This is a genomic window from Patulibacter sp. SYSU D01012 (assembly GCF_017916475.1).
In the GTDB taxonomy this organism is placed as follows: domain Bacteria; phylum Actinomycetota; class Thermoleophilia; order Solirubrobacterales; family Solirubrobacteraceae; genus Patulibacter.
Window position 1 is genome coordinate 524,922 of the sequence record NZ_JAFMTB010000001.1, and the last position, 14,212, is coordinate 539,133.

Annotated in this window: 15 protein-coding genes; 9 read left to right on the top strand and 6 right to left on the bottom strand. The window is 77.2% G+C overall.

The genetic code is table 11. The features are described from left to right. Window positions 1-81: 81 nt before the first annotated feature. Window positions 82-1,134, bottom strand: a complete 1,053-nt coding sequence (locus J3P29_RS02315) for a TetR family transcriptional regulator (RefSeq protein ID WP_349239749.1) — start codon at window positions 1,132-1,134, stop codon at window positions 82-84. Window positions 1,135-1,400: 266 nt separating this feature from the next. Next, on the bottom strand, window positions 1,401-2,105 hold the full coding sequence (locus J3P29_RS02320; RefSeq protein ID WP_210491411.1) for an antibiotic biosynthesis monooxygenase: 705 nt from the start codon (window positions 2,103-2,105) through the stop codon (window positions 1,401-1,403). Between J3P29_RS02320 and J3P29_RS02325 the strand changes: the two genes are divergently transcribed. Next, window positions 2,104-3,057, top strand: coding sequence for a helix-turn-helix domain-containing protein (locus J3P29_RS02325; RefSeq protein WP_210491412.1), 954 nt, complete (start codon window positions 2,104-2,106; stop codon window positions 3,055-3,057). The two genes, J3P29_RS02320 and J3P29_RS02325, sit on opposite strands and share 2 nt — an antisense overlap. A 791-nt stretch (window positions 3,058-3,848) precedes the next feature. On the opposite strand, the gene J3P29_RS02330 is transcribed toward J3P29_RS02325, so the two are convergent. Together J3P29_RS02330 and J3P29_RS02335 are read right to left on the bottom strand one after the other, a co-directional pair. After that, a complete protein-coding gene (locus tag J3P29_RS02330) occupies window positions 3,849-4,199 on the bottom strand; it encodes a DUF1883 domain-containing protein (RefSeq protein ID WP_210491413.1) in 351 nt (116 codons plus the stop codon). Window positions 4,200-4,316: 117 nt separating this feature from the next. Continuing rightward, window positions 4,317-4,568 carry a hypothetical protein gene (locus tag J3P29_RS02335; protein WP_210491414.1) on the bottom strand — a complete coding sequence of 84 codons (252 nt, stop codon included), beginning with the start codon at window positions 4,566-4,568 and terminating at the stop codon, window positions 4,317-4,319. Window positions 4,569-4,899: 331 nt separating this feature from the next. Between J3P29_RS02335 and J3P29_RS02340 the strand changes: the two genes are divergently transcribed. The 7 genes from J3P29_RS02340 to cobA are packed head-to-tail and all read left to right on the top strand — an operon-like array spanning window position 4,900 to window position 11,206. Further along, the gene (locus J3P29_RS02340) at window positions 4,900-5,634 is read left to right on the top strand and encodes an ATP-binding cassette domain-containing protein (RefSeq protein WP_210491415.1); all 735 of its coding nucleotides are present in this window, start codon (window positions 4,900-4,902) and stop codon (window positions 5,632-5,634) included. Further along, window positions 5,631-6,314 (top strand): heme exporter protein CcmB, encoded by a 684-nt coding sequence (locus J3P29_RS02345; protein WP_210491416.1) that lies wholly within the window; start codon window positions 5,631-5,633, stop codon window positions 6,312-6,314. The genes J3P29_RS02340 and J3P29_RS02345 overlap by 4 nt, the downstream gene beginning before the upstream one ends. Before the next feature lie 14 nt (window positions 6,315-6,328). Then, window positions 6,329-7,060: a cytochrome c biogenesis protein CcsA gene (gene ccsA / locus J3P29_RS02350; RefSeq protein WP_210491417.1), complete on the top strand. Its 732-nt coding sequence runs from the start codon at window positions 6,329-6,331 to the stop codon at window positions 7,058-7,060. A gap of 27 nt (window positions 7,061-7,087) precedes the next feature. Further along, a complete protein-coding gene (locus J3P29_RS02355) occupies window positions 7,088-7,342 on the top strand; it encodes a hypothetical protein (RefSeq protein ID WP_210491419.1) in 255 nt (84 codons plus the stop codon). Further along, entirely contained in the window at window positions 7,339-8,733 is a 1,395-nt protein-coding gene (gene hemA / locus J3P29_RS02360; RefSeq protein ID WP_210491420.1) for a glutamyl-tRNA reductase, read from the top strand. Before J3P29_RS02355 ends, hemA begins: the two co-directional genes overlap by 4 nt. Further along, complete coding sequence (hemC, locus tag J3P29_RS02365) at window positions 8,730-9,668, top strand: hydroxymethylbilane synthase (RefSeq protein ID WP_210491421.1); 939 nt, start codon at window positions 8,730-8,732, stop codon at window positions 9,666-9,668. The genes hemA and hemC overlap by 4 nt, the downstream gene beginning before the upstream one ends. Then, the gene (gene cobA / locus J3P29_RS02370) at window positions 9,665-11,206 is read left to right on the top strand and encodes a uroporphyrinogen-III C-methyltransferase (protein WP_349239750.1); all 1,542 of its coding nucleotides are present in this window, start codon (window positions 9,665-9,667) and stop codon (window positions 11,204-11,206) included. The genes hemC and cobA overlap by 4 nt, the downstream gene beginning before the upstream one ends. 51 nt (window positions 11,207-11,257) lie before the next feature. Here the strand turns inward: cobA and J3P29_RS02375 are convergent, their stop codons facing one another. After that, complete coding sequence (locus tag J3P29_RS02375; RefSeq protein ID WP_210491423.1) at window positions 11,258-11,794, bottom strand: GNAT family N-acetyltransferase; 537 nt, start codon at window positions 11,792-11,794, stop codon at window positions 11,258-11,260. Window positions 11,795-11,831: 37 nt separating this feature from the next. On the opposite strand from J3P29_RS02375, the gene J3P29_RS02380 reads away from it, so the two are divergent. Next, complete coding sequence (locus J3P29_RS02380) at window positions 11,832-12,395, top strand: XRE family transcriptional regulator (protein ID WP_210491424.1); 564 nt, start codon at window positions 11,832-11,834, stop codon at window positions 12,393-12,395. 13 nt (window positions 12,396-12,408) lie between these two features. On the opposite strand, the gene J3P29_RS02385 is transcribed toward J3P29_RS02380, so the two are convergent. Continuing rightward, window positions 12,409-13,983, bottom strand: coding sequence for a Na+/H+ antiporter (locus J3P29_RS02385; RefSeq protein WP_210491425.1), 1,575 nt, complete (start codon window positions 13,981-13,983; stop codon window positions 12,409-12,411). Window positions 13,984-14,212 lie beyond the last annotated feature (229 nt).

Below are 14,212 nucleotides of genomic sequence, written 5' to 3' on the forward strand. Positions count from 1 at the left end.
CGTCTAGCGGACGCGAGGGGCGCCTGAATCTGTTCGTCAGTGCTCGTCTGATGGTCCCCAGGGCGCCGAGGGCGTGAGCATTTACGCCTCACGACCACACTCCCCGTCGCCGGGCAGCTCGTCCCGGAACGCGGCCTTCTGCGCCAGGAGCTCCTGCTTCATCGCGGCCTTCTGCGCGCGGAGCTCCTCCTTCATCGCCTCGCCCAGCTCGCCGCCGAGCTCGCCCGCGGCGCGCTGGGCGTCCATCCAGGCGGTCTTCGCCTGGCGCAGCGCCTCGAGCACCTGCACCCGCGCCTCGTTCGCGGCCGCGGCGGCGTCGGCGAACTGGTCCCGCGTGCGGGCGCCCTGGACCATCGAGTTGAACGACCACAGGCCGGTGTCGAGCAGCCGGGCGGCGCGGCGCGTGTCCTCGAGCACCCGGTCCTGCAGCTCGGCGAGCGACGTCCCGTCCTGCAGGTGCCGCTCCCGGGAGCGCAGCTGCAGGTCCCACAGGCTGACGAGCGCCTTCGCGGCGACGTAGGGCTCGGGGTCGCGCGGGTCGACCCCGGCGCGCTCGGCGAGCGCCTCGCGCGCCACGTCGACGAGCTTCGAGGTCATCGCGCGGTGGGCGGTGCGCAGCGCGGGGGTCTCGTCCACGAGGGTGACGAAGGCGCGGAACAGCGGCACGAACTCGTCGCCCAGGGCGGCGAGCGAGCGGCACTCCTCCTCGATGAACCCGAGCATCGCCTGGATGGGCGAGACGTCGGCGGGCCGGGCGAGGAGGGCGCGGCGCATGCCCGCCAGCACCTCCTCCTCGCGGTCGAAGACGAGCGACTCCTTCGTCGGGAAGTAGTTGAACACCGTCTTCTCGGAGACGCCCGCCTCCTCGGCCACCTCGGACACGCGCACGGCGTCGAAGCCGCGCTCGCAGAACAGCCAGGTGGCGGTGTCCGAGATCGCCTGGCGCGTCAGCCGCTTCTTGCGCTCGCGCAGCCCCTCGTCGGGGTGGCCGTGCTCGGCGTGGTGCTTGCGCAGCTCGGCCAGCGCCCGCGTGATCGTCTCGCGGGACAGTCCGAGCGCCGGGCCGGACGCGTCGTCGCCGTCCCCGCCCCCGGACGCGCGGGGCGGGACGTCGAGGTCGTTGGCGGTGCTCACCACCCCATGGTAGAGGAGCTCCTTTCAGTGCCTGTAGGTTCGGCCGCCAGCGGGGCGGGGCGCACGGGCGGCCGGGGCGAAGCCGGCCCCGCCGGGCGGCCGGACGCGGCCGGGGTCGATCCCGCTGACCGGGCGGGGCGGGGCCGGGACGGGCCGGGACGGGCCGGGACGGGATCGGTCGGGACGGGCCGGGACGAAATCGGTCGGGACGGGCCGGGTCGGGCCGGGCCGGGGCCGGCGGTACCGGCGTCGGCGTCGGCCGCCGCTCAGTCGCCGAACCAGCCGGGCAGGACCTCGCCGTCGCCGGGGTGCCGCGGTCCGACGGCCAGCAGCTCGAGCCCGTCCGGCCCCGCCTCGAACGCGCGCGCGACGTCGGGCGCCACGCGCAGGGCGTCGTGGACCGCCAGCGCGACGGTCTCCTCGCCGACCGCCGCCGTCCCCGAGCCGGCGAGCACGACGTAGACCTCCTCCGCCGTCGCGTGCCGGTGCCCGAACGCGCTGCGGGCGCCGGCCGGCATGCGGTGGTGCCCGATCCCGGTCCGCTCCAGGCCGAGCAGCCCCGCCGGGAAGCGCGACGCGCCCTGCGCCCCGAAGCCGTGCGCGGCGGCCTGGTCCTCGGCGTCCAGCAGCGACGCGTGCGTGACGCCGGGGCGCGGCGGCGGCAGCAGCCCGGGGCCGCCCGCGGGGCGCAGGTCGAGCCGCCGCGGCGGCGTCTCCGGGTCGAGGGCCGCCATCACCGCGGCGAGGGCCTCGTCGCCCGGCTCGGGGAGCGCCGCGTCCATCGCCGCCGCGTCCGTCCAGCGCTCGTCGACCACCACGACGTCCGGCGAGCCCTCGACCCGGCTGACGATCCACGCCTCGAGCCCCGGACGGCCCTGCAGGCCCTCGGCGGCCCGCAGCAGCGCGGCCTCCAGCTCGTCCCCACTCCCGGGGCGCGCGGTGAACTCGACGTGACGGGCGAGGGTTGGCATGCTCCGCACCGTGCCAGGCCCCGGCGGCGACGTCTTGGAGATTCCCGTCACGTCGCCGGCGGCGGGGGCGACCGTCCGCCGGGAGTCCGCGGGCGCGGCGCCGACGGGCCCGGGCCGCCCCGCTCCGCCCGGGTCCGCCGACGCGCCGACCGCGAGCACGCGCGGCGTCCTGGAGCCGGCCGCGGCCCGCGCGGCGTTCGTCCTCGAGCGGCACGCGCCCCACCCCGACCTGGCGGACCGGATCGAGCGGCACTGGGTCACCCGCTGGGACCTGTGCGGGCGCCCGGAGCACGTGCAGCGGGTGCTGCCCCACCCGTGCGTCAACCTCGTCGCCTACGACGGGATCGTGCGGGTGCACGGGGTGCCGGCTGGCGTCGACGCCCGTCGGCTGGGCGGCGCGGGGTGCGCGATCGGCACGAAGTTCCGCCCCGGCGCCTTCGCGGCGTGGTCGCGGGTGGCGCCGCCCGCGCTCCGCGGCGCCGTGCTCACGCTGGAGGAGGCGCTGGGCCCGGACGGCCGACGGCTCGAGGCCGAGATCCTCGCGGCCGTCCCCGACGCCGCGGCGGTCACGGACGCGGTCACCGCGTTCCTGCGGGCGCGCGCGCCGGCCGCCGACCCGGCCTACGTCCTCCTCCGCGCCGTCGTGGCGGACATGCTGGCCCGGCCGCCCGAGACCCGCGTCGGCGCGATCGCCCGCGACCACGGCGTCTCGGAGCGGACGCTCCAGCGGCTCTTCCGGGACCTCGTCGGCGTCGGACCCAAGTGGGTGCTGCGCCGGCACCGCCTGCACGAGGCGACGGAGCGCATCGCCGCCGACCCCGACGCCGACCTGGCCGGCCTGGCGCACGCCCTGGGCTACGCCGACCAGGCCCACCTGACGGGCGACTTCCGCGCGCAGGTGGGCGTGACGCCGGCGGCTTACGCGCGGGCGTGCCGCGCGGGCGGCGGGTGAGGGGGGCGGGACGAGAGCCGGGTGCCCGGGCGGCGCGTTCGGTGTGAGGGCCGGTAGACGGACCTGAGCCGGAACGCGTGGCGGCCGGCCGGCGCGTGCGGTCTGAGGGCCGGTGGGCGGACCTGAGCCGGAACACGTGGCGGCCGGCCGGCGCGTTCGGTCTGAGGGCCGGTAGGCGGACCTGATCCGGAACACGTCCCGCCCGGCCGGCGCGTTCGGTCCGAGGGCCGGTGGGCGGACCTGATCCGGAACACCTCCCGCCCCGCCGGCGCGTTCGGTCCGAGGGCCGGCGGGCGGACCTGAGCCGGAACACCTCCCGCCCGGCCGGCGCGTGGGGTCTGAGGGCCGGTGGGCGGACCTGATCCGGAACGCGTCCCGCCCGGGTGGCGCGTGGGGTGTGAGGGCCGGTGGGCGGACCTGATCCGGAACACGTGCCGCCCCGCTGGCGCGTTCGGTCTGGGGGCCGGTGGGCGGACCTGACCCGGAACGCGTGGCGGCCGGCCGGCGTGTTTCGGTGTGAGGGCCGGTGGGCGGACCTGATCCGGAACGCGTCCCGCCCGGGTGGCGCGTGGGGTGTGAGGGCCGGTGGGCGGACCTGATCCGGAACACGTGCCGCCCCGCTGGCGCGTTCGGTCTGGGGGCCGGTAGGCGGACCTGACCCGGAACACGTCCCGCCCCGCCGGCGCGTTCGGTCTGAGGGCCGGTGAGCGGACCCAAGCCGGAACACGTCCCGCCCGGGTGGCGCGTTCGGTCTGAGGGCCGGTCGGCGAACTGGACCCGGAATCGACGCGCTACGCGGCGAGCGGGACGCTCGCCGCGGCGGCCGGCGTCGCGGCCGCACGACCCGGCGCCCGGCCGGCGCCCGGCACCGGCGCGAGCGGCCGCCGCACGCGGATCGCCTCGGCGTCCTCGGCGAACGGGTCGGCGGTCGTCACGACGGCGTGCCAGTGCCCGGCCCCGGGCAGCGGCAGCCGCAGCGGCGTGTGCAGCCCGTGGCCGCCGTAGGCGTGGAAGCCGACGCCGAGGCAGTAGCGGCGGTAGTTCGCGGGATCGAGGATCAGCACGTCCGCGCGGTCGTCGAGCAGGAGCTCCAGGATCGCGCCGTCGTACTGGGTTCCGAGATCGCGGTGGACGACGGTCATGGCACCGTCATCGGCCGCACGGGGCCGGACCGTAGGCCGATTGGCGCGGTCGCGCTCGCCGTGGCCGAACGACCGGATGGTGTGTACGGCGGTCCGTCGGACCGCCCGCGAGCGGGCCTAGCGGCGCTGGTTGCGCTGCCGCTCCGCGGCGATCCGGTCGCGCCAGTCGTCGCCCCAGATGCGGTCGCGCAGGCTGAGCACCAGGACGACGCCGACGGCGAGGGCGACCACCGTCGCGATCGTCTCGGACACGCCGACCACGGACAGCACGGTCCAGACCATGACCTCGACGAGCACGAGGACGCAGACCCAGAAGAGGCGGCTGCGCTGCTTGGGGGCGTCGGCGGGGTCGGGGGCGCGGCGGGCCATCGCGGCGAAGGATACGCCGTGGCGCCCCGCCGCTCCCGGCTCGCGTCCGGCCGCCGTCCCGGCCCCCTCGCCCCTCGCCTCCCGTCCCGCCCGCCCGCGGTCCCGGTTGCCCTTCGCCTCCGGCCCCAGCGTCCGTCCCGCCCCCGCCGTCCCGTCCCGTCCCGCCCGCCCGCGGTCCCGGTCGCCCTTCGCCTCCGGCCCCAGCGTCCGGCCCGCCCCCACCGGCCCGCCCCCGCCGATCCGCCCCCCCCCGCCGGCCCGCCCCCGCCGGCCCCCCCCGCCGGTCCGCCGACCGCGCCGCCGACGCCGTCCGGCGTAGGCTCCTCCGTCGATGTCGAGCGCCGCAGCGGGCCCGGACCCCGCGATCCACCTGGAGGCGCTCGTGCGCCGGCGCGGCGAGCGCCTGGTGCTGCGCGACCTGACGCTGGACGTCCCGGTCGGCGCGACGCTCGCGCTGCTGGGCCCGAACGGCGCCGGCAAGTCCACGCTGCTGCGCGTGCTGGCCGGGCTGATGCGGCCCTCGCGCGGCACGTGCGTGGTCCTCGGCCGCCGCCTGCCGGGCGAGCGGTCCGCCGTCCGCGGGCGCGTGGGGTACCTGGCGCACGAGCCGATGCTCTACCGCGACCTGTCCGTGCGGGAGAACCTGGAGCACCGCGCCCGCCTGCTGCGCGTCGGCGGGCCGCGCGCCGTGACCGCCCGCGTGGACGCGCTGCTCGACGCCTGCGGCCTGCGTCGCCGCGCCGCGTTCCCGGTCCATGCGCTCTCGCGCGGCCTGACCCAGCGCACGGCGGCGGCCGCGACGCTGCTCGCCGACCCCGAGCTGCTGCTCCTGGACGAGCCGCTCGCCAACCTGGATCCGGCCGGCACCGCCGACCTGGGCGCCCTGCTCGGCCCGCGGCCCGCCGGCGACGGCCGCCCGCCGCGCACGCGCGTGGTCGCCGGTCACGACCCCGACGCCGCGCTCGCCGAGGCCGACCTGGTCCTGGGGCTGCGCGACGGCGCGCCCGCGCTGCTGGCCGCGCCCGCCGGGATCACCGACGCCGAGATCGGGGCGCTGTACCGGTGAGCGCCTGGGTCGCCGACGTCCGGACGCTGCTGGCGCTGGAGTGGCGCCGCGAGCGCCGCGCGCCGCAGGTGCTGCCGACGATGCTGCTGTTCAGCATCGGCGCGTTCGTCCTCTTCCGCTTCGGCCTGCAGGACGGCTCGATCGCGGGCCCGCTCGCCGCGGGCGTGCTGCTCGTCACGACGCTGCTCGCGGCCCTGCTGGGCATCGGTCGGCTGTGGGCGGCCGAGGAGGACGAGGGCGGCCTGGACGCCTTCCGCCTGACCCCGGCGGCGGCCTCGGCGCTCGTCGCCGCCAAGGGCCTGGCGCTCTGGTCGTTCCTGCTCGCGCTGCACGTCGTGGCAGTCCCGGCGTTCGCGTTCCTCCTGCTCGGCGAGGGGCTCGACGCCTCGGCGATCCCGCGGGTGGCGGCCGGCGTGGTCCTCTGCGACCTAGGCATCGCCGTCACGGGGGCGCTCGTCGGCGCGATCGCCGCCGCGGCGCGCTCCCGCGAGCTGCTCGTCCCCCTCCTGGCGGTGCCGCTGCTGATCCCGCTCGTGGCGCTGGCGTCCGAGGCGATCGCGCCGCTGCTCCTGTCCCCGGCGGAGGATCCGGAGGGGCGGTGGTGGCTGGGGCTGGCCCTGTACGATGGGGTGTTCCTGCTGGTCTGCTGGGCGGTCTCCGACGGCATCGTCGAGGACTGACCGGCCCTCCGACGATGCCCTACGCCCGTCGCCTCCTCCCCCTGACGCTCGCGACCGCCGCCATCGTGGTGGTGTGGATCCTGTTCGCGGCCGTGATCGCGCCGACGGACGCGACCGAGGGCCTGCGTCAGCGCCTGACGTACCTGCACCCCGCGTTCGCGATCGTCACGCTCGTCGCCTTCGTCGCCGGCGCGTTCTTCGGCTGGCAGCACCTGAAGAGCGACCGGCCGCTCGACGACCTGCGCGCCTACGTGGCGATCCACCTGGGGCAGATCTTCTGCGTGATCGCCCTGGTCACCGGCGGCATCTGGGGCCAGGCCGCGTGGGGCAAGTGGTGGGACTGGGGCGAGCCCGTGCTCGTCACCTTCCTCATCATCTTCCTGCTCTACGCGACGTACCAGCCGATGCGGTTCGCGATCGAGGACCCGGAGCGCCAGGCGCGCACGGCGTCCGTCTTCGCCGTCTCCGCGGGCATCTTCGCCCCGGTCTGCTTCGGCGTCGTGCGGATGACGACGAACCTGCTGCACCCGCAGCCGCTGAACGACCCGGGCTCCAACCTGCCCGGCACCGCCGGCGTCGCGTTCGCCCTCTCCGTGCTCGCGCTGATCGCCGTCTTCGTGACGCTCTGGCACCTCGAGCTCGTCCACAAGAGCACGCGGATCCGCCTGCGGCAGCTGCAGCGCCGCGTCGAGGGCGAGGACGCCGTGCCGCTCGTGGCCCGTGCCTCGTCCCCCGTCACCCTCTAGCCGGCCGCGACCCCGAAGCCCCCGCCCGTGCACGCACCCGCTCTCCTCGCCCAGGCCTCCGACTCCGGCAGCCCCGCCTACGTCGTCGCGGCGGTCGTCGTCGTCGGCGTCGTGCTGCTCGCCTACCTGGCGATCGTGGCGCTGCGCGTGCGCGACTCCGCGCGCCGGCTCGAGGCGCTCGAGGAGCGGCTGGACCAGGCCGCGGACCACGCGACGACGGTCCCCGGCCCCCCGACCGCCGTGGCGGCGGAGGACCCGAACGCCCTGGGGGCACGCCGGTGAACGAGCTGCTCGTCCTCGGGCTCTCGCACAAGACGGCGCCCGTCGCCGTCCGCGAGCGCCTCTCCGTCACGCAGACGCAGCTCGAGCGGATGCTCGCCGACCTGCACGCCTCCCCGGACGTGAACGAGGCCGCGATCCTCTCGACGTGCAACCGCACCGAGGTCTACCTGGTCGTCGGCGACCCGGTCGAGGCCGAGGGCGAGCTGCTGCGCTCGATCGCGAAGAGCTCGCGGATCCGGCCGACGGAGCTGGCGAACCTCGTCTACGCGCCGCGCAACTGCGACGCGGCGCGGCACCTGTACCGCGTGACGAGCGGCCTGGACTCGATGGTCCTGGGCGAGTACGAGGTGCAGGGCCAGGTCAAGCGCGCGTACGAGACGGCGCTGCACCGCGGCACCACCGGGCCGATGCTCAACCGGCTGTTCAAGGCCGCGCTGCGCACCGGCAAGCGGGTGCGGACCGAGACGACGCTCTCCGAGCGCCGGACGAGCGTCGCCTCCGTCGCGGTCGACCTGGCCGCCGAGCGGGTGGGGCACCTCGAGGACCGCAAGGTCATGATCATCGGCGCCGGCGAGACGGCCGAGCTGACGGCCCAGGCGTTCGCGGCCCAGGGGGTGCGGACGCTCTTCGTCTCCAACCGCCACGCCGACCGCGCCCGCGCGCTGGCCGAGCGGTTCGGCGGCCGCGTCGGCGCGCTGACGGACCTGGCCGAGCAGCTCGAGGAGGCCGACGTCGTCATCTCGTCGACCGGCTCGCCGCACCCCGTGCTCGAGGCCGAGGAGCTCGCGACCGTGATGGCGGCGCGCCCCGACCGGCCGCTCGTGCTCATCGACATCGCCGTCCCGCGCGACATCGACCCGGAGTGCGGCCGCCTGCCCGGCGTGACGCTCTACGACATCGACGACCTGCAGGCCGTCGTGGCGCAGAACCTGGCCGACCGCGGATCCGAGGCGCAGATCGCCGAGGAGATCGTCGAGCAGGAGATCCACGCGTTCGCGCGCTGGATGGGCCAGATGGAGATCACGCCGACGATCGTCGACCTGCGCACGCGGGCGACGGACATCGTCGAGGCGGTGCTGGCCGAGAACGAGGGCCGCTGGGAGTCCGCCAGCGCGGCCGACGTCGCGCGGATGGAGCGCGCCGCGCGCACCGTCGTCCAGCGGCTGCTGCACGAGCCCACGGTGCGGCTGAAGCAGGCCCGCGACCGCGACGACGCGCACGGCCAGGTCGAGGTGCTGCGCGAGCTGTTCGCGCTCGACGAGCCCGACCACGCGTCCGCGCCCGCCGACGCGCCGCGCACCCAGATCCCGTGCCCCCACGCGATGGCGCCGGCCGACCCGGTCCCGGACAACCTGCGGGCGCTCGCCGTCCGCCGCGCCGCCGGATCGTGATCCGGCTCGGCAGCCGCCGCAGCCCGCTCGCGCTCGTCCAGGCGAACGCCGTCGCGGACGCGCTGCGCGCCGCGGGGCACCAGGTCGAGATCGTCGAGATCGTCACGACGGGCGACCGGCACCGCGCGGCGCCCGACAAGGCGAAGTGGGTGACCGAGCTCGAGCGCGCGCTCGCGGCCGGCGACGTCGACCTGGCCGTCCACTCCGCCAAGGACGTCCCCGGCGACATCCCCGACGGCCTGGCGCTCGTCGCGGCGTCGCGGCGCGAGGACCCGCTCGACGTGCTCGTCGGCGCGGAGTCGCTCGACGCGCTCCCCGACGGCGCCCGCGTGGGGACCGCCAGCCTGCGCCGCGCCGCCCAGGTGCTCGCCACCCGCCGCGACCTGCGGATCGTCGAGACCCGCGGCAACGTCGACACCCGCCTTGGCCGACTCGCGGCCGACCACCCGGACCGCGTCGACGCGGTGATCCTGGCGGCCGCCGGACTGGAGCGGCTGGGCCGCCGGCCCGCGCACGCGGCCCCGCTCGTCGGCCCCGCCTTCGTCCCCGCGCCCGGCCAGGGCACCCTGGCGCTCGAGGCCCGGGCGGACGACGCCGCGATCGCGCGGGCCGTCGCCGTCGTCCACGACCCCGGCACCTGGGACTGCCTCGTCGCCGAGCGCGCGGTCGCCCGCGACCTGGGAGCGGACTGCACCAGCGCGGTCGGCGCCTACTGCCGGCGCACCCCCGACGGCCTGCGGCTGGCCGGCTTCGTCGGCGCGCCCGACGGCTCGGGCTGGGTCGTGGACGAGCAGACGGGGGAGGACCCCGAGACCCTCGGCGCCCGCGTCGCCGAGCGCCTGCGCCGCGCCGGCGCGGACGAGCTGCTCGAGGCCGCCCGCCGCCAGCACCCGCCCATCCCCGAGCAGCCCCACCGAGAGGAGCGCCCCGCGTGACCGACGCCCCGGCCCCCGGCACCGCCTACCTGATCGGCGCCGGCCCCGGCGACCCCGGGCTGATGACCGCCCGGGCGCTCGAGGTCATCGCGTCCGTCGACGTCGTCCTCTACGACCAGCTCATCCCGCCGACCGCGCTCGACGGCGCGCGTCCCGACGCCGAGCTGGTCGACGTCGGCAAGCGCGGCGGCGGCAAGCAGGTGCCGCAGGCCCAGACCGAGGCGCTGCTCGTCGAGCACGCGCTCGCCGGCCGGTCCGTCGCGCGGGTGAAGGGCGGCGACCCGTTCGTCTTCGGGCGCGGCGGCGAGGAGGCCCAGCGCCTGCGCGCCCGCGGCATCCCCTACGAGATCGTCCCCGGCGTGACCGCCGGCATCGCCGGCCCCGCCTACGCCGGCATCCCGGTCACGCACCGCGAGCACGCCCCCGGCGTCGCGTTCGTCACCGGGCACGAGGACCCGTCCAAGCCCGAGTCGACGATCGACTGGGAGGGCCTGGCGCGCTTCCCCGGCACCCTCGTCTTCTACATGGGCGTGCGCCGCCTGCCGCAGATCGCCGCGTCGCTGACGGCGGCGGGCCGTCCCGCGGACCAGCCCGCCGCGGTCGTGCAGTCCGGCACCCTGCCGGGCCAGCGCGTGGTGACGGGCACCCTGGGGACGATCGCCGAGGTCGCGGCGCAGGCCGGCATCCAGGCCCCGGCCGTCACCGTCGTGGGCGGCGTCGCCGGCCTGCGCGACGAGCTCCGGTGGTTCGAGGACCGGCCCCTCTTCGGCCGCTCCGTCGCCGTCACGCGCGCCCGCGCGCAGGCGTCCGGGCTGGCCCGCCGCCTGCGCGCCCTCGGGGCCGACGTCGTCGAGACGCCGACGATCCGCACCCGCTCCCTCGGGGCGGAGCTGCCGGACCTGGCCGACGTCGACGTCCTGGCGATCACCTCACCGAACGGTGCCCGCGAGCTCGTCGCCGCGCTGCTGCGCTCCGGGCGCGACCTGCGCGACCTGTACGGCACGACGATCGCCGCCGTCGGCCCCGGCACCGCGCGGGTGCTGCGCGAGCACGGCCTGCACGCCGACCTCGTGCCCGAGACGTACACGGGCGAGGCGCTCGCCGCGCTCATCGGCCGGGACCGCGCCGACGCGTCGCGCCGCGAGCGGCCCCTGCGCGCGCTGCTCGCCCGGGCGGCCGCGGCGGGCGACGCGCTGCCCGACGGCCTGCGCGCCGCGGGGATCGCGGTCGACGAGGTCGCGCTGTACGAGACCGTCGCCGAGCCGCTGGCCGACGACGCGCTCGAGGCGCTGCAGCACGTGGACTACGTGACGTTCACGTCGGCGTCCACGGCCGGGTTCCTCGCCGACGCGGGCGGGATCGCCGACCCGGCGGGGCCGCACGGCCGGCTGCCGGTGGGGCCGGGCACGCGCGTCGTCTCGATCGGCCCCGTCACCACCGCGGCGCTCGCCGAGATCGGCGCCACCCCGGCGGTCGAGGCGGACGAGGCGACGATCGACGGCCTGATCGCCGCGCTCGTCGCCGACGCCGCGCGCTGAGCGGCACGTCGGCCGCGCCCTCCGGGCTGGCGGCGCGGCCCGTCGGCCCGGTCAGCGGGGCTCGGCCGGCGGGTCGACGTCGGCACCGAGCGGACGCGCCATCCACGCCACGTCGTGCCACGCGCCGTGCTTCCAGCCCACCCGCCGGAAGACGCCGGCGGGCTCGAACCCCATGGCGCGGTGCAGGCCCTCGCTGCCGGGGTTGGGCAGCGTCATGCCGCCGAACGCCCGGCGGTACCCGCGCTGCTCCAGGCGCGCCAGCAGGGCGGCGTACAGCGCCCGGCCGGCGCCCGTTCGGCGGCGCCCGGTCTCCAGGTAGACGCTGACCTCGCACGCCCACCGGTACGCCGCGCGGTCCTTGAACGGTCCGGCGTAGGCGTAGCCGGCGACGCGTCCGGCGTCCTCCAGCACGAGCCAGGCGTGGCGCCGCTGCGCCGCCGCGATCCGGACCGCCAGCTCGTCCGCCGACGGGGCGTCGGTCTCGAAGGTGACGGCCGTGTCGCTCACGTACGGCGCGTAGATCGCCGCGCACGCCGCGGCATCGTCGGGCGTGGCGTCGCGGATCGAGCGGTGCGGCGGCACGGGCATGTTCCGATAGTAGTCCCTTGCTGTCACTATAGTGGACATGACGTCGGACGATCTGACCGCCGCCCTTGCCGGGGAGCTGCGCGACGCCCGGGCGGCGCAGGGGCTGTCGGTGGCCGCCCTCGCCGAGCGCTCCGGCGTCTCGCGGGCGATGATCGCCAAGGTCGAGCGGGGCGAGGCGCAGCCCACGGCCGTGCTGCTGGGCCGCCTGGTCGCCGCGCTCGGGCTGACGCTCTCCGAGCTGCTGGGGCGCGTCGAGGGCGGTGACCAGCGGCTGCGCCGCGCGGCCGACCAGCCGCGCTGGACCGACCCGGCCAGCGGCCTGCGCCGCCGGGCCCTGTCGCCGCCCGGCACGCCGCTCGAGCTCGTCGAGGTGGAGCTGCCGCCGGGCGCCGGCGTCCGCTACCCGGCGGACGCCGCGACGTACGTGCATCAGCAGGTCTGGGTGCTCGACGGGGCGCTGGACGTGACGGAGGGGTCGCGGGAGCACCGGCTGCGGGCCGGCGACTGCCTGGCGTTCGGTGGCCCGACGGCGAACGCCTTCCGCACCGCAGGCCCGGGGCCGTGCCGGTATCTCGTGGCGATGACGGCGCGTCGCGGCTGACCCGGCCCCGCGGTCAGATCTCGAGCCGCTGGTCCTCCAGGTCGAGCTCGCGCACCAGGGCGTGCACCACCTCGTCGGACACCCGACCCTCGTCCCGCAGGGCGACGAGCGCCGCGCGCTGGGTGTCGAGCACGTCGCGCAGCGTCCGCTGGTACGCGAGGGACCGCTCGTGCAGGTCCTCGTCGCCGTCCTCCACCGCCAGCCAGCCCGCGCGCTGCGCCGCCCGGCGGTAGCGGAACTCGTGCAGCCCCTGCAGGCGGTCGATCGTGTCCGCGCGCGTCCACGGCTCGGCCCGCAGCTGCTCGAGCCGGTCGACGGCCGCCCGCGCCGCGAGCTTGCGGGCCAGGTACTCCTCGCGCAGGGGGCCGGGGTCGTCCTCGACGCCGAGCACCCGGATGAGCGCCGGGAAGGTCAGGCCCTGGCCGACGAGCGTGGCCAGGATGACGCAGACCGTCAGGAAGACGAGCAGATCGCGCTCGGGGAAGCCCGCCGGCAGGGCGAGCGCCGCCGCGAGCGACACCGCGCCGCGCAGGCCGGCCCAGGCCAGCAGCGTCCGTGGGCGCCAGCCGACGCGGCGCGCCACCTGCTGCGGCCGCCGGTCCAGCGCCCGCACGACGTAGGGGGCGGTGTGCACCCACAGCAGCCGCACGGCGATCACCGTCGCCGCGACGAGCAGGCCGAGGCCGATCAGGGTGCCGGCCGAGCGGTCCTGGTCCTCGAGGATCCCGGGCAGCTGCAGCCCCACCAGGACGAACAGCACCGCGTTCAGCAGGAAGACGAGGACGTCCCAGAAGGCGGCGCCCTGCAGCCGCGCCGCCGGGCTCGACAGCTCGCCGACGCGGTGCCCGGTGGCCAGGCCCACGACGACTGCCGCCAGCACGCCCGAGACGCCGAGCTGCTCCGCGGGCAGGTACGCCACGAAGCCCGCGCCGAGCGACACCGTGACGTGCAGGACGGGGTCGTCCATCCGCCGCAGCACCCAGCCCACCGCGACGGCCGCCACCAGGCCGACGGCCACGCCGCCCACGACGTCCTGGGCGAAGCCGCCGACCGCCTCGGGCGCGCTGAAGGTGCCGCCGACCGCCACCCCCACCGCGGTGCCGTACGCCACGAGGGCCGTGCCGTCGTTGACGAGCGACTCGCCCTCGATCACGGCGATCAGGCGGCGGGGCAGCCCCTGGCGGCGCGCGATCGCGATGGCGGCGAGGGGGTCGGTCGGCGAGACGACCGCCCCGAACGCGAACGCGACGGCCCAGGGCAGGTCGGGCACCGCCGCGTGGAGCACCACCGCGACGCCGGCCATCGTCGCCAGCACGATCCCGACGGCGCTCAGCGCGATCGTGCGCGCGTCCGCCCGCAGCTCGCGCACGGACGCGAAGAACGCCTCGTGGAAGAGCAGCGGCGGCAGGAACAGCAGCAGCACGAGGTCGGGATCCAGCTCGACGTGCGGTACGCCGGGGACGAAGCCGAGCGCGATCCCGCCGAGCACGAGCAGGATCGGGTACGGCACGCGCAGCGCCTGGGCCAGGACGGTCAGCGCCGTGACGGCGACGAGGAGGAAGAGCAGGAGCAGGTCGAGGTGGTGCACGGCGGTCGTCCGGTGGGGGCGCGGAAGAGCGTAGGGGGCCGGGCGGCGCCTTCCCGTCGCCCGGGGGCGCGCGCCGCCTGGACGAGTGTTCGGCGGTCGCCGAACCCGCTCCACCACGGACGATCCGGGCGGCCGAACCACCGTTCGGGCAGAAACGGGCCGCTCCGCCCCATTTCGGGTGGACGCCTGTGCGCTGAGCCCGTAGGCTGCCCGCGTTTTCCTACTGGAG